Origin of the sequence: Sulfitobacter sp. LC.270.F.C4 (assembly GCF_032922545.1) — a bacterium.
GTDB lineage: Bacteria > Pseudomonadota > Alphaproteobacteria > Rhodobacterales > Rhodobacteraceae > Sulfitobacter > Sulfitobacter profundi.
In genome coordinates this window covers 244,625-269,565 of record NZ_CP136685.1, presented here as the reverse complement: position 1 = coordinate 269,565, position 24,941 = coordinate 244,625, and the positions used below count along the sequence as shown (strand labels likewise).

Annotated in this window: 20 protein-coding genes; 13 read left to right on the top strand and 7 right to left on the bottom strand. The window is 61.4% G+C overall.

Annotated features, from left to right (window positions below; all coding sequences use genetic code 11):
* The first annotated feature begins 256 nt into the window (after positions 1-256).
* The 12 genes from R1T45_RS01375 (at position 257) to R1T45_RS01320 (ending at position 18,860) form a co-directional block, all read left to right on the top strand.
* Positions 257-4,531, top strand: coding sequence for a strawberry notch-like NTP hydrolase domain-containing protein (locus R1T45_RS01375; RefSeq protein WP_317388887.1), 4,275 nt, complete (start codon positions 257-259; stop codon positions 4,529-4,531).
* A gap of 14 nt (positions 4,532-4,545) precedes the next feature.
* Positions 4,546-4,794, top strand: coding sequence for a hypothetical protein (locus R1T45_RS01370; protein WP_048535403.1), 249 nt, complete (start codon positions 4,546-4,548; stop codon positions 4,792-4,794).
* Between the two features lie 181 nt (positions 4,795-4,975).
* Positions 4,976-5,704 carry a DUF736 family protein gene (locus R1T45_RS01365; protein ID WP_048535407.1) on the top strand — a complete coding sequence of 243 codons (729 nt, stop codon included), beginning with the start codon at positions 4,976-4,978 and terminating at the stop codon, positions 5,702-5,704.
* Between the two features lie 155 nt (positions 5,705-5,859).
* Positions 5,860-6,396 carry a hypothetical protein gene (locus tag R1T45_RS01360; RefSeq protein WP_317388886.1) on the top strand — a complete coding sequence of 179 codons (537 nt, stop codon included), beginning with the start codon at positions 5,860-5,862 and terminating at the stop codon, positions 6,394-6,396.
* 148 nt (positions 6,397-6,544) lie between these two features.
* Complete coding sequence (locus tag R1T45_RS01355; RefSeq protein ID WP_048535543.1) at positions 6,545-7,126, top strand: rhomboid family intramembrane serine protease; 582 nt, start codon at positions 6,545-6,547, stop codon at positions 7,124-7,126.
* A gap of 231 nt (positions 7,127-7,357) precedes the next feature.
* Complete coding sequence (locus R1T45_RS01350) at positions 7,358-8,380, top strand: AAA family ATPase (protein WP_074647065.1); 1,023 nt, start codon at positions 7,358-7,360, stop codon at positions 8,378-8,380.
* A gap of 190 nt (positions 8,381-8,570) precedes the next feature.
* The gene (locus R1T45_RS01345) at positions 8,571-10,973 is read left to right on the top strand and encodes a S8 family serine peptidase (RefSeq protein ID WP_317388885.1); all 2,403 of its coding nucleotides are present in this window, start codon (positions 8,571-8,573) and stop codon (positions 10,971-10,973) included.
* 733 nt (positions 10,974-11,706) lie between these two features.
* On the top strand, positions 11,707-12,636 hold the full coding sequence (locus R1T45_RS01340) for a DUF2493 domain-containing protein (RefSeq protein ID WP_317388884.1): 930 nt from the start codon (positions 11,707-11,709) through the stop codon (positions 12,634-12,636).
* Positions 12,637-13,167: 531 nt separating this feature from the next.
* Complete coding sequence (locus R1T45_RS01335; protein WP_007120662.1) at positions 13,168-13,374, top strand: hypothetical protein; 207 nt, start codon at positions 13,168-13,170, stop codon at positions 13,372-13,374.
* Positions 13,375-13,937: 563 nt separating this feature from the next.
* On the top strand, positions 13,938-14,531 hold the full coding sequence (locus R1T45_RS01330; protein ID WP_152453213.1) for a helix-turn-helix domain-containing protein: 594 nt from the start codon (positions 13,938-13,940) through the stop codon (positions 14,529-14,531).
* Positions 14,518-16,851, top strand: a complete 2,334-nt coding sequence (locus R1T45_RS01325) for a relaxase/mobilization nuclease domain-containing protein (protein ID WP_317388883.1) — start codon at positions 14,518-14,520, stop codon at positions 16,849-16,851. Before R1T45_RS01330 ends, R1T45_RS01325 begins: the two co-directional genes overlap by 14 nt.
* 8 nt (positions 16,852-16,859) lie before the next feature.
* Positions 16,860-18,860 (top strand): type IV secretory system conjugative DNA transfer family protein, encoded by a 2,001-nt coding sequence (locus tag R1T45_RS01320; protein ID WP_317388882.1) that lies wholly within the window; start codon positions 16,860-16,862, stop codon positions 18,858-18,860.
* A 199-nt stretch (positions 18,861-19,059) separates the two neighbouring features.
* Here R1T45_RS01320 and R1T45_RS01315 read toward each other — a convergent pair whose 3' ends face one another.
* Genes R1T45_RS01315 through R1T45_RS01290 form a run of 6 tightly spaced genes read right to left on the bottom strand, consistent with a single transcriptional unit; the run spans position 19,060 to position 23,176 of the window.
* On the bottom strand, positions 19,060-20,406 hold the full coding sequence (locus tag R1T45_RS01315) for an NAD(P)/FAD-dependent oxidoreductase (protein WP_317388881.1): 1,347 nt from the start codon (positions 20,404-20,406) through the stop codon (positions 19,060-19,062).
* Between the two features lie 45 nt (positions 20,407-20,451).
* Positions 20,452-20,814: a hypothetical protein gene (locus tag R1T45_RS01310; RefSeq protein WP_317388880.1), complete on the bottom strand. Its 363-nt coding sequence runs from the start codon at positions 20,812-20,814 to the stop codon at positions 20,452-20,454.
* Positions 20,815-20,818: 4 nt separating this feature from the next.
* Entirely contained in the window at positions 20,819-22,234 is a 1,416-nt protein-coding gene (merA, locus tag R1T45_RS01305; protein WP_317388879.1) for a mercury(II) reductase, read from the bottom strand.
* Complete coding sequence (gene merF, locus R1T45_RS01300; RefSeq protein WP_242406962.1) at positions 22,231-22,467, bottom strand: mercury resistance system transport protein MerF; 237 nt, start codon at positions 22,465-22,467, stop codon at positions 22,231-22,233. The genes merA and merF overlap by 4 nt, the downstream gene beginning before the upstream one ends.
* Positions 22,464-22,760: a hypothetical protein gene (locus R1T45_RS01295; protein WP_317388878.1), complete on the bottom strand. Its 297-nt coding sequence runs from the start codon at positions 22,758-22,760 to the stop codon at positions 22,464-22,466. The genes merF and R1T45_RS01295 overlap by 4 nt, the downstream gene beginning before the upstream one ends.
* A 14-nt stretch (positions 22,761-22,774) precedes the next feature.
* Positions 22,775-23,176, bottom strand: a complete 402-nt coding sequence (locus tag R1T45_RS01290; RefSeq protein WP_317388877.1) for a mercuric transporter MerT family protein — start codon at positions 23,174-23,176, stop codon at positions 22,775-22,777.
* A gap of 64 nt (positions 23,177-23,240) precedes the next feature.
* Between R1T45_RS01290 and R1T45_RS01285 the strand changes: the two genes are divergently transcribed.
* Complete coding sequence (locus tag R1T45_RS01285) at positions 23,241-23,678, top strand: helix-turn-helix domain-containing protein (protein ID WP_317388876.1); 438 nt, start codon at positions 23,241-23,243, stop codon at positions 23,676-23,678.
* 180 nt (positions 23,679-23,858) lie between these two features.
* Here the strand turns inward: R1T45_RS01285 and R1T45_RS01280 are convergent, their stop codons facing one another.
* On the bottom strand, positions 23,859-24,935 hold the full coding sequence (locus R1T45_RS01280; RefSeq protein WP_317388875.1) for a type IV secretion system protein: 1,077 nt from the start codon (positions 24,933-24,935) through the stop codon (positions 23,859-23,861).
* Positions 24,936-24,941 lie beyond the last annotated feature (6 nt).

Here is a 24,941-nt window from a genome sequence, read left to right as displayed (position 1 = left end):
ATTGACAGTAAAGACTTTCGGTGCCATATAGAGCGTGAGCTTTGAGATTGCGGGCACTATGCCTCCCCTCATTGCACAAAGAAAGCAAAAGCCCGTCGCATTGCGGCGGGTTTTTCAGTTTTCTAATCCAACTCCGAAAAACCGTTTGATTGGCCGGCCGTAGATTGGATGCCTCTTGGTCTGAGCTCATCATCCCGAAAAGCGAAAGAGGGCTTTTTGTCTTTGGAACTCAGACCCTGATCCAAAGGAAACCCCCATGTCCAAGCCCCGCTCCACGCTCCCCAATCCTGTTGAATTCGACGCTGACCTCGCCACTGCCCTCTCGCAGATCGGCACGGAGATCGACCACCAACCTCTGCGCAGCTCAGTGCTCGCGCGTATCATGCGCGAGACGTTCCATGGCAGCGATGCCGGCGGTGCCTGGGACTGGCGGATGGCCTACGACCTGATGCAGTCCGCGGCCATTCAGGTGCTGCTGCGTGGGGACAACGCAGCGGGTGACATTGCTACCGCAAAGCTCCTTGCCTCTCGGCTCCTGACGGAAACCCGCCGCTCGGAACAGCAAATCCGCCTGCAGCAGTTTTCCACGCCGCTGCCTTTTGCGGCCTTGGCGGTACGGGCGGCTGCGATCCGCAAGGGCGAGACCGTGCTGGAGCCCTCGGCTGGCACCGGTGCCCTGGCAGCTTTCGCCGCCCGGGCCGGTGCCACGCTTGTGCTCAATGAAATCGACCCCTTTCGCCAGCGCCTCCTGCGCGCGGTTTTCGGCGGCGAGGTGACGGGCCAAGACGGCGAGCATATCGACGATCTGCTGCAGACGCCGGTTCTACCCGACGTCGTGGTGATGAACCCGCCCTTCGCCTCATCGGTCGATCGCTCCCGGGACAAGCACATCGCCGCCAAACATCTCGTCGCGGCTGCAAAGCGTCTGGCACCCGGCGGGCGGCTTGTGGCGATCATGCCGCCGGGGTTCACGCCCGAACGCGATGCCGCGCATTGGTCCCGCGCCTGCGGTCTCCTGACGCCGCGCTTGGCGTTGACGATGCTGGGGCAGGTCTACCGCAAGCTTGGCACCTCTGTCGAAACCCAGCTGATGGTCTTCGACAAGGTGCAGGAGGACGGCGAAATGATCCGCGTCCCTGTGCGGGATCTGGATGAAGCCTTGGCATATGTCGACGCCGTGGCCGCAACCCGGCCCGAGATGAGCCCGGCCCAACGGGCTGAAGCGATCCCTCATGCTCGGCTGACCGTTCCATCATCTGCCCCGCGCAAGACCGCCGCTGCGCCTGTCGCCGCCTCCAAACCCCGGGCCAATGCCGTCCGTCCGCTCAGCTTCACAAGCTTTGCAACCCCGCGCGACAACACGCCGGTCTCGGACATCTATGCGCGCTACCGCCCGCAGCGGATCGAGATCGCGGGCGCGCAGGAACATCCCACGCCGCTGGTCGAGAGCATCGCCATGGCCTCGGTTGCCCCGCCCATGCCCTCAAACACGGGCAGTGATGACTTGCGCCTGCCCGCCCGCTTGATCGAGGAGGGAGATCTCTCCGAGGCGCAGCTCGAGACCATCATCATGGCACATGATGCCCATGGGCGCGACCTGCCCGGCCGGTTTACCATCGATGACGACCAGACCAAGCTGACGCGCGCCGATGATGACCCGGATGCTCATGCCTATCGCCTCGGCTATTTCCTCGGAGATGGCACCGGTTGCGGCAAGGGGCGCGAATGCGCCGGGCTCATCCTTTTGAACTGGCTGGCCGGACGCAGAAAGGCGATCTGGGTCTCTAAGTCCGCCGCGCTCATCGAGGACGCGATCCGCGACTGGACCGATCTTGGCGGCTCGCCCGCCAACATCCAGCCGCTCTCCAAATGGAAACCGGACCAGCCCGTCCCGATGGGCGACGGTATCCTCTTCGTCACCTACGCCACGCTGCGGTCCGCGGGCAAATGCGGCACCACGCGACTGAGCCAGATCCTGGACTGGATGGGCGAAGACTTTGAAGGCGTGCTGGCCTTTGATGAGGCCCATGCCATGCAGAATGCGGCGGGGTCCGAGCAGGGCAGGGGGGCCAAACCCTCCCAGCAGGGCCTTGCAGGCCTGCGGCTGCAACTGGCAGCACCCCGCGCTCGCGTCTTCTACATTTCGGCCACGGGCGCCACGAGCGTGCACAACCTGGCCTATGCCGCGCGTCTCGGTCTCTGGGGGCAGGGGCAGGAATACCCCTTCCCGAGCCGCGAGAGTTTCGTGTCGGCGATGGAAGCCGGTGGCGTTGCTGCCATGGAGGTGGTCGCGCGCGATCTCAAGACGCTCGGGCTCTACACGGCGCGTGCCCTCAGCTTTGATGGCGTGGAATATGATGTGCTGGAACATGCGCTGACCCCGGCCCAGATCGAGATCTACGACGCATACGCGACTTCGTTTCGGACGATCCACCACAATCTCGAAGCCGCGCTGACGGCGACCGGCGTCAACGACGCCTCGGGAGAGACTAATGCCTCGGCCGCACGCGCCTCGGCCAAGTCCCGCTTCGAGAGCACGAAACAGCGCTTCTTCAACCATCTCCTGATGGGCATGAAAGCCCCGACCATCATCCGCGCAATCAAGGACGATCTGGCGGCGGGCAGGGCTTGCGTCATCCAGGTGGTCTCGACGGGCGAGAGTCTGCTGAAACGCCGGCTTGAGACGATGGACCCCGAGGATGAACTCGTCGAGGGAGCGCTGACGCCGCGCGACTACGTGCTGGGATACCTCGAACAGGCCTTCCCGATTCATGCGCAAAAGCTCGTGGAGATCGACGGCAACATGGTGGCGGAACCCTTGCGGGATGAGACCGGCGCGCTGGTCGTCTCGCGCGAGGCGCTCGCCCTGCGCGATGCGGCAATGATGGAACTGATGACACTGGCGCCGATCCCCTTGGCGCTCGACCAGATACTCTGGGCCTGCGGCGATGAAGCCGTAGCCGAAGTCACCGGGCGCTCCATCCGCCCTTTGAAAGCCGAGGATGGCCATCTCTTCATCGAGAAGCGCGCCGCCAGCAGCAATTCCTCGGAAACGCAGGCGTTCATGGACGGCGAGAAGGACATCCTTATCTTCTCGGACGCAGGCGGCACGGGCCGCTCCTATCATGCCGCGCAGACGGCGAAGAACCAGAAACGGCGGCGGCACTATCTTCTGGAGCTCGGCTGGCGCGCCGATGCGGCCATCCAGGGGCTCGGGCGCACGCATCGCTCGGCTCAGGTCAGCTCGCCCTTCTTTCGGGTCTGCACCTCCGATGTGCATGGCGAGAAACGTTTCACGTCGACTATAGCCAAACGCCTCGACCAATTGGGGGCCCTGACCAAGGGTCAGCGCGAGACCGGCTCGCAAGGCATGTTCCGCGAGGAGGACAATCTCGAAAGCCCGATCGCGCGAGCGGCGCTGCGCGGCTACTACGCCGATCTTGCCGCCGGACGCGCCGCCGCGATGAGCTACGAGAGCTTCACCGACTGGACAGCCCTGCGACTGATCGACAAGGACGGTGTGCTGCTCGAGGAGCTGCCGCCGATCCAGCGGTTTCTCAACCGGGTTCTGGCCCTTCCCATCCACATGCAGAACGCGCTCTTTGCCGAGTTCATGAGGCGGATTGCCGATCAGTCTGAGCGGGCGCGCGCGGCGGGCACGCTCGATCTCGGCGTGGAAACCCTGCGCGGCGAAAAGATCGAACAGGTCTCCACGGAGGATCTCTGGACCTGCCCGAAATCCGGCGCCGTGACGCGGATCATCGGGCTGGAGGTCACCGACCCGGTCAATGTCTTCGGCGCCGAAGAGGCCATGTCGCGAAACCCCGACAAGCTGCCAATGGTGAATCGCGCCTCCGGTCGCGCGGCGCTCATCTCGGCGCGGCCCATGCAGATGTATGACGAGGACATCGTCACGCTGATGCGCAAGGCGGTGCGGCCAAACGGTTCGAGCTATCTCGAAGAGGCACGGTTTGAGTCCTCGGCTTGGGAAGAGATCGACAGGCCCGAGTTTGCGCGGATTTGGGATGCCGAGGCTGCATCCCTGCCAAAAACCACCACGACCAAGCTTTACCTGCTGACTGGGTTGCTGCTGCCGATCTGGAAGGACATTCCGACCACCAATGAGCAGATCTACCGCGTCACGCCGGACGGGGCGACCGCCATGATCGGGCGCACGCTAAGCGAAGAAGGGGCGGCCGCGCTGCGCGCCCGCTTCCTCGTCTCCAATCCGCAAACACCGCAGGAGATGTTAACTGCCGCCCTCGGCACCACCGCGCCTGTCGATCTGGGCCGGGGTCTGACCCTGACCCGTCGCCGGGTCGCAGGCGAGATGCGCCTCGAGCTGGGCGGTGCGGATCGGGGCATGATCGACGGCCTCAAGGCCCTCAGCTGCTTCACGGAGATCATCGCCTTTCAGTTGCGGGTGTTTCTGCCGCACGGGGACGGGATCGACACTGCGGGCATCCTCTCCCGGATTGTTGGAACCGGACCAGACGCCACGTGGGACGTAACTTCAGTGGCAGCAGAATAGGCGAGGGGACGATCATGACACTCGGAGAGATCAAAGCCGCCATCGATGCAGGTCAGACCGTACATTGGGCCAACAGTGGCTACCGCGTGCACAAGGACAGCCTCGGCCAATACCTGATCACGTTTGAGCCGAACGGTAGCACCATCGGGCTGACCGACCGGAGCGGGCAGCGGTTGAACGGGGAGGAAGCAGAGTTCTTTATCGCAGGACCGGAGGGTGGCGACGGGAGAAGTCAGGACAGCCAACTGAGACCAGACGGGTAGGGGAGGGGCGTCATACCCGGCGGGGAGGTGGCACAGTCTCTCAGGCGCCAGCGCTGAACTGAAGGTTGGGAAGAAAGGAAAGCGAGCTTTCTGATTTGTGATCCCACGAGGGGTCGACAAAGCAATCCCGGATGCGCTGGCAAGGACGTCAGGCACCGGACATATCAGAAGGAACCATCCCATGTTCGCAGGAACCCTCATCCGCAATGTCGAGACCGCAGCCGCTCAGTACACCGGCATGATCCACTCGACGCGCTTTGACATCGCCATCCAGTTGGAGGCGCGGGCCAAGATGTCCGAACGCAGCCCGGATTTTGACGTGACGGCAGTCAACAAATCAGGCCGCAAGGTGCGCATCGGCACGGCCTGGAACGAGACCGGCAACACCAGCGGCAACCCCTACATCTCGATGCAGATCGATGTCGGCTTGGGCCCCTTCCGGGTCAACGCGGTGCAGACGAAAGAGGCGCGCGCGGCCCAAAGCGGCGAATTCGAGATCATCCCTCTGGTCTCGAACGGCCTGATGAAATCCGGCTCGATCTCGGGGGAGCTCACCGCCATGGACGCCGACAACGCCTTCACCGGCTACATCGCCAACATGATGTTCGATCTGGAGTTCATGCTGATCGAGAACAGCTACAAATCCGAGGAAACCCACCCCGATTACCGTATCGAGGTCAGCTCGCCCCGGGGCACACCGATCCGCGTCGGCTCGGCCTGGATGGCGAAAAGCAGTCGCACGGGCAACGACTACCTGTCGCTGCTGATCAATACGCCTGATGGCGACCTGCGCGTCAACGCCGTGCAAAACGAGGAGCAGCGCGGTGGCCTGACATTCTCGATCATCCCGTTCATCGACAGCGGTGAGCAGCCGCAGGACGCGGGCGCGGGGTTGTCACTGGTCGCATGACCAGCGCGCGAGAGAAGACGATCTGAACCGAAAGGGGAACCGTGGGACCATGGTTCCCCTTTTTCCATGTCCGTTTGCGTCAAGGACGCCACCCGCTTGCGATCTGGTGCAAATGCGATACAATAGTATATTAACGTAATGTTGAGGGCGGGCGCGTGGCGGCTAGATCAGGGACGGTTCCATGGTTCGAGAGCTTTGATGTTGAGGCAGAGGTTGCAGACCTCCTTGCTCATATCGAGCGCTGCACCGGATTCGCGATACCCGCCCGAAAGCGTGAAGTCATCATGACCCATGCAAGGGCAAAGCTCGACAGGACCAGGCAGGCATTTGTGGAGGCAAAGGCGGCCAGAAAACCGGTGTCCACATCGCGCCGCGCTTATCTGACCGACCTTCAGGACACGATCTTCATGGCGATCCCGGAGGAGGACCTTGCGCGGATGCTGCTGCGCGAGCAGGTCCTTAACGATCCTTCATTCTACGCGGACGCTATGCACAGTGCCGCTGCGATCAGCAAGGATGAGCTGTTCATGGCGCTGTCCTCTTCGCTGAAGGATATGACAGTCCAAGACGCCCGGGCCTTCGTCTCGAAGCTTTGGCACGGCACGATTGACGACAATGCCCGCAAATACGCCGAAGCCCTGAAGCGCCCCGAGCGTGAACCGCAGCCCTTTCGCCCGGGGAACACCGTGTAAGATCGGAGCCATTCTCTTGGCTTGGGCCGTACCGAGGTTGGCCGCCTCGAACCCCCTTTCCCGGAGGTGGCAACGTGTCGAGCGCGCGAAAGCCGTTGAAGGTGCTGTGGTGACGTCTACTGTCGCCAACATGATGAACTGGGATCACATGCGCGCCTTCTTTCGGCGCGCCGCGGCGCTTGTCGCCTTTGTCGCACTGCTCTGGGCGGTTCACCTCCTCAATTGGATTATCGGTTACGGCTTGAACCCGGCCTTCGGCCTGATCCCCCGGCACGTCAGCGGATTGGATGGTGTCATCGCCATGCCCCTCCTGCATGGAAGCTTCGCGCATCTTATGGCCAATACGCCACCGCTCCTGGTGATGGGTGGGCTGCTGGTGGCAACGACCACGCGAGCCTTGCTGCCGGTGAACGCCGTGGTGATCGGCCTCGGCGGCGGTCTTGTCTGGCTGTTCGGAAGCTCGGCCATCCATATCGGCGCGTCAGGGCTCGTCTTCGGCTGGTTTGGCTTCCTTGTCGTGCGCGGCCTCGTGGATCGCTCACTGATCACGCTGGGCGCGGCACTGGTGGTCGGTTTGCTCTACGGCTCCATTCTCTGGGGCGTTCTTCCGGGTCAGCCTGGCGTCTCGTGGGAAGCTCATCTGTTCGGCGCTTTGGCCGGCGCGGCCGCTGCATTTCTTGTCCGAACGCATGTCCATGCGCCGCGTCTGGGCGACGTCGATCTGGACTGAAGCCGTACGCTAGGCATTGAGCGGCCACTAATGAACTACCGGCGCGCTACGGTGAGGCTCCGGCGAAACGGTCGTTCATACTCCGAACGATGATGTGGACGCGGCATTGCCCAAGAAGGATGCCTCGCGTAGGCAAGCGCCTTGCGGAAAGAAAAATGCGTAATCGGGTGACAATCTCTTGAATCCGTCATAAAAGTACGAAATCGGTCGAGGACCGGACTGGAGAAATTTGTGCGCAGCGAGCTGATCGTCGAACTTGTAAAGGCCGGAGTTTCCGGTAACCAGGATGCCGTCCGGGTTACCGCCGAAGCCATTGCGGCTGAGGAGCGCGCGAAGAAACACACTGGCGTCGCTGATCGTATTGCCAAAGCGGTTTCTGCTGCGCCTGTCTCCAACATTCCTGGACGCCCGGCCAACGGCAGCCCAAGAGTTCGAGATGGCTCGGGCGGAATTGATCGCCGCCATCCAGAGCGAGCGTTGTCTCAGCTCTATCTGACCCAAGCAAACCGAAATGCGTGCCTTGAACTGATCGAAGAGCAGGCGCGCGCTGATGTACTAAGGGCACATGGATTTGAACCCCGGCATCGGCTGCTGCTTGTTGGTCCGCCCGGCAACGGCAAAACGTCGTTGGCGGAGGCCATAGCTTCTGAGCTTGCCTTGCCATTGTTCGTCGTTCGATATGACGCGGTCATCACCAGCTACCTCGGTGAAACCGCTCAAAGACTCCGGAGGCTTTTCGACTATGTCCGAACCGAACCCTGCGTCCTATTCTTTGACGAGTTTGACGCGATCGGCAAAGAACGAGGCGACTTGCACGAAACCGGTGAAATAAAGAGACTGGTCACTTCGCTGTTGCTGCAGCTTGACGATCTCCCATCCTACTGCGTTCTGGTTGGAGCCACCAACCATCCCGAGCTACTGGATCGCGCGACTTGGCGCAGGTTCGAAATCCGTCTGACGCTTGATCGCCCAGATGATGAGCACATGACGACCTATTTTGCTGAGCGGCTTCGGGAATTCGATGGTCCGGCCGGATATACGCCGAAGCGTCTCAGAGAGGCGGTAGCGCCGCTCAGCTTTTCGGAAGCCGAGACCTTTTTCCATGATTTACATCGTCGCTGGGCTCTTGCGCAGGGACGCATAACATTGAGAACATTGATCAACGATCGAATACGTGCCTGGCACAACCATTCCGGCCGAGCACCAGAAAGTGATTCCCATGACCGAGCGACCGATCCTCCCCCTTCCGATTAGAGAGCGGCCGACACAGCGTATCAAAGGTTCTCCACCCAAAATGCCCCGTCCGCGGGGTGCCGCAGGTGGTCACACGGTTCAGGCTGAGCGCTTTGGACGAGAATTCTCACGCCTAGATCAAGCTTTTCAAGGCGAGGATGCCGCTGTCTCGCTTCGGGCGGATCCTGCCGGAATAGCGCCCGAGCGCGCGATGGTGTTTGTCTCTGCCGTTCCAATCGCAAATCTTATTCGGGTTGCGCGCGATGCAGGTATCGAAGTGCTTACGGAGGTCGACCTCGAAGACGATTACGCACTCCCTGGCGGGATGCCAATCGATGGAATCGAGTTCGCAAATCCAACTCTATATGCAACGATGCCCACTGAAGGCTCATTGCAGACCTTACGTCGGCTTTGGCGAACTTACAGGCGAGGTGAAGATCTTCCGGACGGTCAAACTCCTTGGCGTAATCTCTTCGACCTTTTGGCTGAACTCCGTCCTTGGGGACCAGCAGATCGTTTGACACTTGAGGCAGGAGAGATCATTCGTGATCGCTTGCCCTTCGACGACGAAGTTGCCGTGAACCTCGAGCTCGAGATTTGGCCAACGCGCAGTGATGAGCGCCGAAATCAGTGGCGACGAGAGGCTCAAGCGCGGGTTGAAGCTTTCGGGGGCAACATAATTGCACGTAGCATAATCTCCGAAATCGATTTTGTTTACGACGCTCTACTGGCATCGATGCCCGCTGGTGCGGTCCGAGAGATGCTGGACAATCCAGCGGCGCCGGAAGGGCTGGCGACGTTGGACGGCCTGCAATTTATTTTACCTCAAACCATAGCCCAAACGATACCGGTTGAAGACGAAGTGGGGGACGCTGGGCCGGGGGATGATCCTGCAAGTCGGCGTGACGCTCAATTTGACCCCGAACTCCCAGCTCGCGCACTGCTGCTGGATGGCACTCCCATTGCGGCACATCCTGATCTGAACGATGGCGTATACATCGAGGATGTACACGATCTTGTGCGCCTGTCTCAGGTTCGGCAGCGTCGTCATGCTACCTCAATGTCATCGTTGATTCTTCGAGGCGATTTGAACGCTGATGGTGTGCCAGTTTCCGACAGCAGACTTATTTCGATTCCCGTGCTTGTTGACAATGACAATACTGCGGTTTCTCCCGAAAGTCGCCTATTCGTCGACGTGATCCATACAGCGCTTGTTGCGGCGTTAGAGGGCCAAAACCCAATTGCTCCCGATGCTTTCGTCGTGAATCTCTCCATCGGCGTGATGAATGGGCATTTCACTGGCCGCTTGAGCGCCTTGGCCCGGTTGCTTGACTGGTGGGCATATCGAGCCGGCGTTCTTTTTGTCGTATCGGCTGGAAATGTTGGCGATGCTTTAAAAGTCTCCGGGATCAACGCCACCGCATTTGAGGATGCGGCCATCGAGGCTCGTCAAGCGATGGTGGATGAAGCACGGCGAGCGCAACGGCATAGGCGAACTCTGCTATCTCCAGCAGAAGCCATGAACGTGCTTACGGTTGGTGCCGCTTCGACAAGCAGCGCCGCCAAGGGTTCTGGCATTCTGCCAGCTGGCGTACTTGCTGTTCATGACGCAGCATCGGTGGTTCCAGCGGTTTCGTCGGCGGCTGGTCCTGGAGCATATCGCGCCATCAAACCCGATGTAATAGCAGTCGGCGGCCGTCATGACGTCCGCGCTTCTTCCATAAGCGGAAATCTAAACCTTCGGGTAGCAAATGCCCTTCCTGCGTCCGGTCTCCTAGTCGCTGCGCCACCGCATTCGTCCGCAGTATCTGGCCGACGAGCATGGGCATGTGGCACAAGTTGTGCAGCTGCGCTCACTACCAGATCCATCTTGCAAGCAGCCGCTGCATTGACAGGGCCAGACGGCGCCTATGAAGGACAAGAACTCCCTCGACGCGACATGGCGCTTCTGACGCGAACCCTGACCGTCCACGGGGCTCGTTGGCCAGAAAGTGCAGCAGACCTTCGCAGCTCCCAAATGGCGTCAGGCAAGAATCATGAACATGCCGGTGCTGAGGTCCTGTCTGGATACGGTTATGGCCTTGTGAACGAGGACCTTATGAGCGAAGGGCCGCCGAAGGGAGCGACGTTGGTCGGCCTCGGCACAGTCCGCAAAGATGGTGCACGAGTCTTTGAAATGCCGTTGCCACAGTCATTGTCAAATGACCGGGTGCATAGATCGCTCCTCGTCACACTTGCTTGGTTTTCTCCTATAGATGTCGCGCGTGCAAGGTACAGGCTCGCACGCCTTGAGGCCGTTGCTGCTGATGAAGGGGACGAACCAGATAACGAATGGCGACTTAAGATGAAGGGTGACGTTCCGACGTCAAATGCTATTGCCAAAGGAACCGTTTGGTCCCGTCGGCTATCCCACGCGCGCGTCTTGACCCCCTCATTTGGCGGAGATGCGATCATACCAATCCGAGTACAATGCAGCGACTCTTCGGGTGGCGGCCTGAGCCCAGACGAAGACATCCGCTTCGCGATAGCTGTTACGCTGCAACTCGCGATTGATACCCGTTACGACATCCACACAGAAATCGAGAACCGCTTGAGGATACGGCAAACACAGTAGCTGTAGAGATATTTGGCGCAGCAAGATTGAAAAGATCACGACACTCACGTTTTTTAAGATGAACATCGGATATGACAAAGTGCTGCGACGGAAAAACCGCAGGTCCGATTCCCGCCCATCACGTCGAATGCTTGGACAAGTAATCCGTGTAGTCTGCAGCGGCGTCGCCAGCACATCAACCTTGGGCTAAGCCTTGCGGCCTCCCCAGCTCGGCTTCGCGTGTCGCAGGGGAGAACGGCCCTTCGGTCCGTCGCGCATTCGGCCATGCGGCCTCACCGCGGCGTCGCGCCTGGCATCCCGGTTTGCCCGCCTCGCGAGCACGTCCCTCCCCGGCCGCTCCGCCGGATTGCGCTCTGGTCTGTTTTGGCCCGAGGCCAAAACGATCCCGCCGCTCCATCCGTCTCCCGCGTCCGGTTGGTCCGTTTGCCTGCTCGGGTCGGGCAAACCTACCGTCAAAACACACACACATGAGCGCGGAAGCATATCCTCCGGATGGCCCCCAAATCAGCCCGCGTCAAGGATCGCAAAACTTTTCGGCGAGGGCGGAGCCTTTGGCGCGAGGCGGTCCCGTGCGTGAGGGTGCGCGTGTGTCGGTTGTTGCGCACGGAAAACTTTTGCGCCCGGCAAGCCGGCGGCTGCGCCGTCCCTGACCCGGGCAAATTCGGAAACCAGGCATTCGGCCATGCCCCCACACTCACGTGGTGGCCTTGGAACCGAACACTGGAGACCAGACATGGCTTACGACACCGCAAACACCTACGAGACGATCGAACTTTTCGGACTGACCGAGAGGGACGCGCAGCTGCCGATCCCGGAGGATCACGTCCTGACCGACCACATCATCCGCGAGAGCTTCGAGGCTTTGCTCGGTCAGCTGCGCGGGACCGGGCTTGAAGCAGAGATCGAACCGCTGGCCCATGGGCTCGCCACGATCCTGCAGCGCCGCAAGGTGGCGCTTGGCAAGGAGGTCGACCGCACCGCCGACAAGATCGGCGCGCTGGCAAAATCCCACGACGGATCGGAAATCGCCGAGACCGCGCTCGAAGAGGCGCAGGCGCGCTTTGTGCAGCTGCGCGAGATTGTCAGCGCCATCGAGGTGATGAGCGAGGCAGCGGCGGAATGCTACGAGATCGAGACGGGCCACGCCTACATCCCGGCAGCCGGGTCGCGCGCAAGCGTCGGGGCGAAAGAGACCGGGGCGGTCTTCGAGGCGCGGCAGCTCCTGGAGCAGCACGACCGCGAAACCGCCGAGAAGTCGAAAGTCGAGGGGGTGCCCCTGATCGTCTCAGGCGCCACCGACTGGACCGATGTCGATGTGATCTTCAACACGCTCGACAAGGTTCGCGAACGGATCAAGCAGAACCGCAATCAGGAGATTTTCCTCTGCCACAAGGGTGGCAAGCACGGGGCGGAGATGATTGCGGCTCGGTGGGCTCGGGCACGCGGGGTCGCACAAGCGCGGTTCGATCCGCGCTGGTCCGCGCATGGCCGGGCGGCACCGTTCAAGTGCAATGACGAAATGCTGGACGACAAGTTCGCCGCGACGGGGGTTGTCCTCTTCGGCGGCAACGGGGTCGCGCTGAACCTCGGGCAGAAGGCGGAAGCGAAAGGCCTGACGGTCATGCGGGTTGCGGACCCAGCGAAGAAGACTGCGCAGGATTGAAGAGAGGGGGTCGCGCTTGGCGCGGCCCTTTCGTCATGTCTCATGGCGCGTGCGATCGGTCACGCGTGATCGGCAGTCTGCGGCGGCCGGCACCGTTATCCCTCTACCAAGTCCGTCGGAGTGCGGCCCATCCGCATCGGTACGGGTTGGGGATGGTGCGACCTCACACACATCGTCAGCATCGCAAGACACGAAGGCTCGAAACGTCGCACTTGAGGCTAAAGACTTGCGCGTCCCTCGGGTGGTGTTTCGGAATATCGCATCCACGCAGGCGGGCTCCGTCAGCACCCCGGCCAGGCTCGGCGGGACACGGATGGTGGCGGCTGCGTGATGGCAAGGGTCATCCGGATCACTCCTTTTTGCTCATAGATGTGGATCGCACGGGGTCGGCCCGTCCGTGCCCTCAGCTCATGCTTCGGCAAGCACAAATACGGCTTCCACGGCTAGCCGCGGACCCTCCGCATTTGCGCTTGCGACCGGGCCTCCTGCCCCCGTGCTGGGTGATCCCCATCGCAACAAGGAGTAACCCAAATGACCAACCACTACGTCGCTACCGTCCCCGTCAAGTTCACCGATACCGATGGCCAGGAGCGCACCCGTTTTCAGCGCGTGGGCGCTATGTTCCGCAACACCCGCAACGGGGACGGCTCGGAGTTCTTCAGCCTCAAGCTCGACTTCCCGGTCGCGGTCTCGGAGCTGGTGATGTTCCCGCCGAGCGCGAAGGATCCCCAGGACTAAATCCTCTGACGAGGATGGGCTGCCCCAGGACGATCTTGGGGCGGCCCGATCCCTGTTCCAGGGATGCCGCGTCCGACGGTCAGATCGCCCGAGGCGACTTCACGAAGCCGTCGGCCGCTGCGCGTTCAACGGACGCACTCCGCCCGGAATGACCAGGCCGCGACAGACCGGCCAGTCAGCCTCAAGGGGGCCATCCGCAAAAAACCTATCGGCCAAGGCCTCCCGGTTTTTGCGGCAGAGATTTGGCAAGCCAAATCTGGCCCTCCTTGACCCTGCCTGTCCGCCCTGTCGGAAGGGTTTGCGCCCGCCCGCGTTTCCGTCCGAACACATGCGTGTTCGGCCAGACCCTCGGGCGGGGCTGGTGGACGGGACCCCTAGGACAGGTGGGTCGCCCGGTGGTGAGGGCGGCATTGCCGCGTCCCTGCGGGCCGCGGGGGAAGCGGACACCAAGGCTGCCTGAGACTGAATGGGACGTAAGTATATAATTGACAGGAGAGTATATTAACGTAAGGTGGGGGCAGCCTTGGTGGAAGGTGGCAGGAAATAGGGGGTCTTTCTTCCGCATGTCCCGAACAAAACGCCTGACAGAGATCGAGAAGATGCAGATCGTCCGCGAGGCCGCGGAGGGTGTGTCGACGTCCGAGCTGGCTGCGCGGTTCGGTGTTACATCGCGCGCCGTGCGCTACGTGTTGAAAGCCGATGCCGAGCGCCAGACGGATGCTGCGATCCCGGTCTCAGCAGTCAGTGTGAAGGTCACGGCTGCGGAGCTGGCGGCGCTCGATGAAGTGCTGGCCGCCGCTGGGATCGAGAGCCGGGCCGAGGGGCTGCGGCGGCTCATTCAGGCGGCGGGTGGGGTGTTTGTTCCGGACGCGCAGATGGCGGCAGAGATGGCGCGCTACCGCGCCTCGTTGCACGAGGTTGGCAATGGGGTCGCGCAGATCGCCAAGCAGATGACGCAGGCCAACCGGCGGGGGCAGGGGGCCGTGGGGGGCACGAGTGCCGAGTTCACCGAATTGCGCCTCGCGCAGATGCGCGGGCTGGCGCGGTTCATTCTGGATTCCGCGGACGAGATCGATCTGCTTCTGCGCCGCCGTCGGGACGCGATGCAGCTGCAGGCCACGGCCGCGCTGAGGGAGTTTGCCCATGCAGCTGAATGATGCCGTCCATGCCGTCACGGGCGAGGTCTTTCGGGATGGCTGGAGCCGCGTCCGGGGCTCAATGCAGGGGCTACATGTCGCCAAGCAGAAACAGCTCATGCGCGCGGCAGCCGGGCACCGTCCGGCGGTCTTCAAGGCGATCCGGGGCGGGGGTACGCATACCAAATCACAGCTCGCAAACCAGCTCGATTACCTCACCACCAAGTCCACCCATATCGTCGACTCGAGCGGGTTTCTGGACGGCAAGGCGAAGCTCGAGGCCGGTGACATCAAGGACCTGACCGAGCGCTTTGCCAAGCGGTGGGATGCGGGCTTCAAGCCCAAGCTCGGACAGACCACCCATATGCTCATGTCCTTCCCCATCGGCACGCGCGGCGAGGATGTGCGCGACATCGCGACGGATGTGGCCGAGCGGTTCTTCCAGACGGATGAGGGGCATTTCGACTACATCATCGCGGTGCATGAGGACCGCGATCACCCCCATGCGCATCTGGTGTTGAACCGTCGCTCGCAGGAAGGCGAGTTCTTCTTTCTGGGGCGCAACCACCGCTTCAACTATGACGACTTCCGCCTCGCCATGGTCGAGGAGGCGGAAAAGTATGGTGTACGGCTGGAGGCCACGCGGCGGGTGGATCGCGGGGTTGTGCATTACCCAGCCCCTACCCGCGAGGTTTATGCGGCGAAAGAAGAGGGTCGCGCGCCCCGCGAGCGGGAACGTGTGGGGGCCGACCTGACCCTGACGCTGGCGGAGATCGCCAACACCAGAACTGTCTACCATTCGCTTGCCGCGGAGGCCTCCCGGGAGGCCCGCGAGGATATTGCCGGAGCCCTCTTTCGCGCGGGCGAGGTGCTGGCGCATGGCGGGCAGGTGGACCGAACAGGAGATGTGTATATGGCCGAGGATCAAAGCTTTGAGGATTTGAGAAGCCTCTATGCGGAAAAGCTCGCGCGGGTGCAGGGCATGATCGCCGAGAAGTCTGACGCGGAACGTCCCGTGCTGGAAAAACGCCTCATCGAGATCCAGACGCAGGTCCAGCACATGCAGCCCTTGGGGCTGCGATCATCCACGCTGTCAGAGACCCCCTCGGAGGGCGGGATCTATTCCGAAGCCAATATCGACGCCAGCCAGCGCGAGCGACTGGCCGAGCCCGACCTGAGATCGCGCATTGACGCGGCACTACGGGGCACGGGGATCAGCACATCGGAAGTGGTGGCCCGGATCGAGACGGGCGCGTCAAATGCAGCGCTCGAGCATCAATGGATCGCCAATGATCTCTCCAAGGTGGCCGAGGCGCGCGATCTGAACCTTGAACGCCGCGCCGATCTGGAACAGGCGCGCGACATCCTCAACGATGTGCATGTCGCGCTCGGCACGCTGCTGGAACGGGAAAACGTGCTGCGCCGGGATGGCGTCATGGAAGCGGAACCGGACAGCGAGCGGTTCCATTATCACGAGGACGCGGTGCGGGCGATGGAAGGGACAATCCGTCAGGAGATGCGCGCAGACGGCCTGACCGCGCAGCAGATCGAGGACCGGGACCCTGAGGTTGTCTCACGGGCGGAGCGCCGGATCGAGACGGAGCAGCGCGCGTATCTCGAGGCACACCCGAACTTGCTCGCACGTCCCGGCGACGTGATCGACCGGTCTGAGCCCTACAGGGAGACCATCACCGATGCGGCCCGCGCCAGCAAGATCACCCGCGAGGTCGACCGGATCATGGAGGGACGCGACGTCCGCATGCCGGTTGCAGATGCTGTCACGGATGACTTGCGCGCGCGCTATCCGGACATGCCGTCCCACCTCGCCCGCGGGCTTGGCGCGACCTATGCGGCCGTCGTCGAGATCCGCGACACGGAGGCCATCAACCAGGTCCGCCGCGAAACCGAGATGCGCGATGGGCTCGGGTCTGGCATGCACGACGACATCCTCGCAGCCCGCGGTGAAACTGCGCCGCAGCCTGACCGTGCTGACCGCCTTGCAGACGAGATTGCGCGTGTTCTGGAGCATGAGCGGGCGGGGGAGTTCTTCGCGCCCTTCGAGAGCGAGGCGGAGCGGGACGCCTTCCGCGACGAGATCGCGCGGGTTCTTGATGACCGCCAACTCGCCCGGCTCACATCCGGCGATGCTGATGCGCTGGAAAAGGTTCTCGAGGACCGCCTCGACCAACTCTATGTCGCCAAGGTCTACCTGCAATCGGATGCCGCGACGGCCAACACGGAGGCCTTGCGCCAGGTGGTCGATGATCTTGCCGACACCGAATACGAGAAACACCGCGCGACAGACGTGGATGGCGAGACCGAGCGGGGTCAGGTCCATTGAGCGCCGCCATGGGAAAAGCGCGGATCGCAACAGGGGTCTTGCTGGTAACGCTGGTGATCGGGGCCATGGGCTATACCATCGCCTCGGCGGTGCTGACCTACCAGGATCTCGGCTTCGGGGCCGAGATCGACTTTGCCTATATCGCGCAGAACTATCTGGCGATCCTCGATCGCCGCCCGGAGGATGCCCAACTTATTCACCTGATCATCGGCAGCTTCGCCGCCGCCGGTCTGATGCTGAGCCTTGCTCTTTCGGGCTCCGCCCTCACACGGTTTGGTCAGACCCATTGGCAGTCTGCGCGCGAGATGAAGGCCAACGGTTTTTTCGGCGCGCCCGGCACCGGCTTCATCCTCGGCAAGCTGGGTTCTCCAAAATCCAGCGCGAATTACGTCTGCTCGAAGGTCTTCCCGCATGCGCTGATCGTGGCGCCCACGGGCCGCGGCAAGACCACGGGCTTTGTCATTCCGAACCTGCTGACCTGGCAGGGCTCCGCCGTGACGCTCGATGTGAAGGGCGAATGTTTCGAAGCCACGGCCCGTCACCGCGCAGCCCAAGGCGACAAGGTCTATCGCTTTGCCCCCACCGATTGGGAGGGCAAGCGCACGCATCGCTACAACCCGCTCCTGCGCATCTATCAACTGAAAGATCCCGCACGCCAGCAGATGGAACTGCAGCTCCTGGCGACGCTCTTCCTGCAGAGCGACAATGACCGGGTGCAGGGCCTCCTCAAGGGCGGGATCGATCTCTTTGTGGCAGCAGGCCTGCTGGCGTTCCAGCGCAAGCGTCCGACCTTGGGCGAGATCTACCGCATCGCGGCCTCGGGCGGAAACAAGCAGAAGGAATACTTCGCGCGGGGCCACGAGGTCGACAACCGGGCGGCCAAGCTGATCTTCACGCGGCTCGCTTCGACCAACAACGACACTCTGACCTCCTATGTTTCGCTCTTGATGACCTCGGGGCTCGATCAATGGCAGAACCCGGCCATCGATGAGGCGACGGCGGTGTCGGACTTTGATTTCCGCACGATCCGTAAGAAACCCTTTTCGGTCTACCTCGTGGTCCAGCCGCTGATGGTGAAGCCGCTTGCGCCGCTGATCCGGCTGTTTTTCTCCGATCTTCTCTCGGCCATGCAGGAAAAGGACCCCGGGCCGGATGAGCCTTGGCCCGTGATGATCATGCTCGATGAGTTCAATCGCCTTGGCAAAATGCCGATCGTAGTCGAGAGCATCGAAACCCTGCGGACCTATCGTGGCCATCTGGCCGTAGTGACACAAACCATCCCCGCCCTCGATGAAATCTACGGCGAGAACACCCGCCGTGCGCTGCAGGGCAATGCCGGCGTGAAACTGTACCTGACGCCCTCGGATGAGAAAACCGTCGAGGAACTGAGTAAGGCGGTTGGCAAGACCACGAAGACCGTGGTCACGCGCTCCCAATCCATCGGCAAGAACCCCTTCGAAGGTCGCAGCCAGTCCACAAGGACCGAAGAAAGCTCTCTGCTCCCTGAAGATGAAGCGCGCCGCCTTCCGCTCGATGAGATCGTCATGGTCATCGATGCCCAAATGCCGGTCCGTGCGAAGCGGATCCAGTATTTTGACGACCGCCTGTTCAAGGCGATCCACGCGGCGCAGACGGGCGAGTTGCCGTTTCCGGAGCCGGGGGGAGGGGGGCCGCAAGGCAATCTGTCGTTGAGTATGCGCGCCATGCCGATGACGCCGCCACCGGACGGCCCGCGTGGATCTGAAGCAGATGTGGAGAGGGCACGCGAGGTCGTTAACGGTCAACCGTCAGGGCAATCTGATGTAGTTCCAAAGAAGACCTCGCCTGTCGTTCAAGCCGTTATCGCCGAGGAACAGCGCCAGATGGAGATGGATTTTGGGGGACAGCTTGCGGATGTCGAGACAGTGGGGGTGGATGATGAGGCGCAGATGCGCTCTGCCGTTGATGGCTTGGACGATATGGAAGCGATGCTGCGAGAGGGGGATGTCGAAAAGCTGGTTGCTCGATAGCGTGGTGCGCATCGCCATCTTTCAGGGAGGGCGGAGAGCCGACCTTCGCTGCGGTCCCAAGAAAGCTGACGGCGGCACCAAAAGCAGACGCTCGCCAGACGCAGTTGAACTCCCCAATTATGGCCTCGCATCGCGAATCGGAAATCAGCCCAGCCGATGTTCAAATACGCCCAGTTTGGTTCCCTGGACTCGCGCGTTCTTAGAACATGGAACCGATATCCGACGCCCCCGTGGGGTAGGCTGCCGGCATCGTTTTTACCTGGTCAACCGTAAGCCCAAGTTTGATTGCCAGCGAAAAGATGTTGATAAGTTCCGCGTAGTCCGGACCAAACATATGCGCGCCCAAGATTTTACCATTCTCATCAGAGATGATTTTGGCACCTGCATGGGTCTCTCCCAATCGTTTCTGAGAGAACCAGTTGGATGTATCTGCGAATGATACCTCCACATCACCAGTCTCACGCGCTTCTTCCTCCAACATGCCGACCCGGGCGAGTTCTGGAATGGTGAACGCCACGCTGGGGACGCCGGTGTAATCAGGTGCGGTTTGTTTGTTTTTCAGCATGTTCGATGTGGCAATCTTGCCTTCGAAAACAGCCACCGGGGTCAAAGGTTTCCCCGGGGAGGCCGCGGCATCACCAGCGGCATATACGCGCGGGTTGGATGTGGACTGTAGCCACTCTTCGACTTTGACGCCGCCATGCTCAACCTCAATGCCCGCAGCGCTTAGATCTAAGCAATCCACTGCAGGCACGCGGCCCGCGCCATGGACAACAAGGTCGGCCTCTTTGACATGTGATTTGCCATCGATGCTATAGGTGACGCGCTCCATGTCACCCGCAGAGTCAATTCGGTCGGGCGCGGCATTGGCGATGATCTCAATCCCGACAGCACGGCTCCGCTCCAGCAGCATATCGACAAGATCGGGGTCGAACATTTTCAGCTGCTGCTTGCCATGATCAAGAATGGTGACCTCGGCACCTGCTCGGGCAGCAATATGGGCAAACTCAAAAGAGATGTATCCACCACCCACGAATACGATGCGTTCGGGCAGGTTCGACAGGTTCAGAAACTCGGTGCTGTCGATGAGCCGATCGGCACCGGGAAAGTCCAGAGGTCGCGGTTTGGCGCCTGTTGCGATCAAGGCATGCTTGAAGGTGAACTCCCCATGGCCTTCGATTCCAATCCGATCCTCTGCGGTAAAGCGCGCCGACCCATGCAGCGTCTTCACGCCAGCTTTCTTCAACCCGTCTTCCATGTTCTCCGGCACCGGATCGGTGAAGCTTTCTTTGTGTTCCATGAGCGCTGGCCAGTCGATCCGCGTGTCACCTGCAACGCCCTTACCCTTTAGTAGACGAGCTGCGTCGATCGCTTCAGCTCCGGCCCGTAGCATTTTCTTCGGGTCGCAGCCGCGCAGCGCACAGGTGCCGCCGTAGGGCAGTTCGTCCACAATGGCGACGGACCATCCAGCCCCGGCTGCTTTTTTCGCGGCGTTGATCCCGGCCATGCCGGCGCCGATCACGATCAGATCAAGTGTTTCGGTCATGAAGTGTCCTTGTAGGCGAGAGTTAGGAAGGCGTTTGTTCCAAGTTCAACGATATCGGCCGAGTATTCGTTCACTGAGCCACCAGATCCCGGTCGCGCCGACGCCGATCGTGAGCCCAAGCCAGCGCCAACCGTCGCTGCCCAGTGGCAGCGCGCCTACACCATAAGCCAGCACCGGCAGCGTCATGGCCAGCAGGAACGGCCCGGTGTAGCGGCAATGCGCCCGGCCACAGCGCCGGGCATTGCGCAGGCAGGCGACGCCCATCCAAGCAAGGGCGATGACCCAGATTGCGGTTTTGGGGCCGTCGGCGAGCGGGACCGCCAGAAGCATCGCGCCGATGGGAAGGCCCCACGCGAGCAGGCTGCCAAGCCGGGTGTTTAGCCAATCGTGGGTGGAGGGATCTGCCATGTCTTTACCCCGCGCAACAAGACAGGGCGGCAACGTCCTTCTCGAAAGTCTGGGCCGCCAGTTTCAAACCCTCGACGGTGGTCAGATAAGGCATGATCGTGTCGCCAAGCTCTTCGTAGGTCAGCCCGGCCTTCAGCGCCATCGCTGCGGTCTGGATGCTGTCGGCCCCCTCCGGAGCCATGATCTGTGCGCCGAGCAGCCGTTTGCTTCCCGCTTCGGCCACCAGCTTGATGAGGCCACGCGTATCGCGGGCCGCCAAGGCCCGCGGCACGGCATCCAGCGGCAGAACGGAGGTCAGCACTTCATGGCCAGCAGCGCGGGCCTGCGCTTCACTGAACCCAACGCCTGCCACCTGCGGATCGGAAAAGACGACCCAAGGCATGGTGGCATTGTCATAGCTGCGGGCCTCACCCGCCACCGCATTGCGCGCCGCGATCTTGGCGCCATAGGCGGCCATATAGACAAACTGGTCACGGCCCGTGACATCGCCCGCCGCCCAGATATTTTGATTGCCGGTGCGCATTTGAGGATCGGTCTGAATGCCGCCCCGCGCATCCACTGCAACTCCAGCAGCCGGGAGGTTCAGCCCGTCACTGTTTGGCACACGGCCGGTTGCGAGCACGAGCCGTTCCGATTTCAGTGCTTGGCCATCCGAGAGATGCAGCGTGATATGGTTGTCACCGTTCGAAATGCGGTCATAGCCATTAGCGCGCACTACACGGATACCCTCATCGCCCAAGTAACCTGCCAGCGCCTCTGACACTTCCGGTTCTGCCTCGGGCAAGACACCTCGGCGGCTGACCAGCGTCACGGCAACACCGGCTCGCGCAAAAAGCTGCGCCAGCTCCACGCCGATATATCCCGCCCCAAGCACAATCATGGATGCCGGAAGAGCGCTCAGTTCCAGTGCTGTTGTGCTGTCGAGGGTGTCGACGTCCTCGATTCCCGGGATTGCAGGCACATGGGGGCGGGAGCCGGTGGCAATGACGACCTTTGCTGCCGGGAAGAGACTGCCATCGACCGTCAACATGCCATCATCATCGAATGTCGCGCGGCCTTCGACGTAATCGACATTCTCATGCCGCGGCAGAACATCTGCATATTTCGCCGCACGCAATTCTTCGACCAGCGCCTGTTTCTGCGCGACAGTCGCCGCCCAGTCGGTCACGCGGGCCTCGGCCTCTATCCCATCAAACCGAGCCGCAGCACCCGCATGATGCAGGCTCTCAACCGCGCGGATCAACGCTTTTGACGGCACGCAGCCCACGTTGACACAGGTGCCGCCAATGGTGCCCGCGCCGATGAGCGCCACCCGCGCGCCGGTCTCAGCCGCGGTGATGGCGGCAGAGAAACCCGCGGAACCGGCGCCGATCACGGCAAGGTCATAAGATTTCCTCTGGAGGGATTTAGTGTCTTTCATGATGATCTCTCTGAATCGCGGCGCTTCCAAAGCGCGTAAATTGTGATGCCGATGAAGATGGCGAGCGCTGGCAACAGCACGTAATCAAGCCAGCCCAGCAGCGCCGACAGCCCAACAGCGCCGAACAGGATCACCAGCACTGGCGTGAAACAGCAAAGGGCGACGATGACCGTGCCAATGAGTCCGAACTTGAGCAGGCCACTCTGGGTGTCGGAACCCTCCACGCCGCTCACGATCCGTTCTCCGCATTCAAGGCAGCGCGATATCCGACGGCCGTCACAGCGGCGACAATGGCCTGCGGGTCTGTCAGCGCATCATCATAGCGCAGAACATAGAGGCCATTTTCCGCCTCACCTGCGATAAACTCCTGCACTTCGACGCTGTCCACGCGCTTCATGGCAGTAGCGACGATATAGCTGCAAGAGGGGCAAGTGAGCCCCTCAACGGCAATGCGAGTGGTTGCTTCTGCGGCCAGTGTTGGGCTGGCAGAGAGGATAAGCACAGCGGTGGAGACGAGCAGTTTCATAGGAGACCTCATGGTCAGAATGTCAAAAGAAAGGGCGAGACTATTGGAAAGGCGAGCGCCAGAAGCACGACAATCAAAGCGCCCCAAAGCAACCGCCGCATCACCCCGCGGTCGACCGGGCGCGCACAGATGCCGTCCGTGCAAGCTTCCTTCGGCACCGGGCGATAGGCTTTCCAAAACCCATAGGCGAGCGCGAGCGTTGCGAGGCTGAAGATCACCCATTTGTAGGCATAGAGCGCGGTAAGTTGACCGATGAAGACTCCGGTGACGCCAAAGCTGACCAATACCAACGGCAGAATACAGCAAGATGACATGGCCAATGCTCCGAACACACCGGCGCCGGTGGCCAGCCAGCCAGAACGATCATCATGCTCGGTCGGTGTCGCAGGAGTGTGATCTGTCATCGCGGTGCTCATGGTTGCCTTCGTCATGACAGGCAAGATAGGGTCTGTAGCAACTACAGGATCAAGGAGAAACTTCATGTCGAGCGATCACGGATTTGCGAGCGCCTTAAAGCGTTCCGATCTTGCGAAGTTGACCGGCTGCAACCTTGAGACCATCCGCTATTATGAGGGTGTCGGCTTGATGCCGGACCCACCGCGCAGTCCCGCCGGGCACCGCCGTTACGGAACTGCGCATGTTGAGCGGCTGAGCTTTATCATGCGAGCGCGAGAACTGGGTTTTACCATGGAAGAAATCCGAGGGCTGCTCAGCATGGTCGATGCCGGCAGCCATACCTGCGGCGAAGTCGAGAAACGTGGGCGGGATCACCTCAATGTCGTGCGGGCGAAGATAAGGGATCTGCAAAACATCGTGGTAATCCTGGCAGAAACGATTGCGAAGTGCAGCGGTTCGGATGCACCGGAATGCCCACTCCTTAATGTGCTGTCAGATAGTGCTGTGGCCAAGGCAGATTGACCCGCACTGGACGAGACCTGAAGGAAGGGTGTTTTCAGCGTTTGAAAGTGCCGCAAACTTTGGAAGATTGTCAGAACGGGTTCCGAATGATCAGAATGTTTGCCACCCTCTCGGGAACGTCGGCTTTCTGCATGTCGTTGCGCAGCAAATCTCTAAGACCCAAATGGCAGCAATGGGCCGTCACCGTCGTCCAAGTCGACCCAGTCTCGCCAGCTGCGCCAGCATTTTTGACCCCGAGTCTGCGGATCCTGTGCCTCCTGCGGAACCCGTCTGCCCCATCCCTTGCCGAACAGGCATCTGCTGTACACCGAAGAACTGCCGCGCTCTGAGGGCTGCATATTCCGCACCGCTTGCCCCACCGATCAGGTAGCGATTGTAGGCCTGCTGGCTGCCCATTGCGGCGCGGGCAAAGCTGTAGCCACCGCCGAGACCACCGGAGAGGGCGGGCATCATGATGTTTCCGGAGATCGCGCGGACGATGAAGGGCGTGGCAATGATGAAGCCCTTGGCCATGAGGACCATCATGAAGAAGGGGATGAGCGCGCCTATGTTTGAAGCCCCTTCCGGGACGCCAAGCTCACCGATCAGAGCGGAAGAGACGCCAGTGATCGTTGCGAACACCCCTGCGACGACGATTGGGTAGAGTGCGAAGGAAACCAGTGCCGACAGCCAGCGTGCGAAGTAATCTTTAGTCACCTCGAAGAGGGTGAGGAAGATCATCACCGGCGCGATCCCGATTAGAAGTGCGATCATCAGGCGGGATGCCACAAGGATGAAGGCGGCCAGCCCGCCGAGTATCGAGAGCAAGAGGACCCCGACAATGTCGAGCATGGCGCCAGCCATCCAGTTCAACTCTGACCCGGCGGCGTTGAGATAGTCCCCTAGTTCCGCGATCAGCCGGTCAAACTCTTCGGCGAAAGTTCCAGAAGGGCCAGGAGTTCCACCGCCGACCGAAGCCACGAGCGCCCCTGCAATGCTGTCGATCCCGGCCAGGATGGCGGAGGAGAAGGCGTTGAACTGCACCCAGTTGGTTGCAAATATCCCGATGAGCCCGATCTTGACCGCGAGCCAAAAGGCCGTGCGCCCGTCCATCGCCTTGTACTGGTAGATCATGTTCAGGAAGACGAGGATCACCACGAGCGTTGTTCCCAGTACCAGAAGTGAGCCCACCGTTGCCGCAACCGATCCGAACTGGGTTTCGGCGGCGGTGTCGAGATAGCCCTGGGAGGTTTCAACGAAATAGGTGACGACGCTCATGACGGG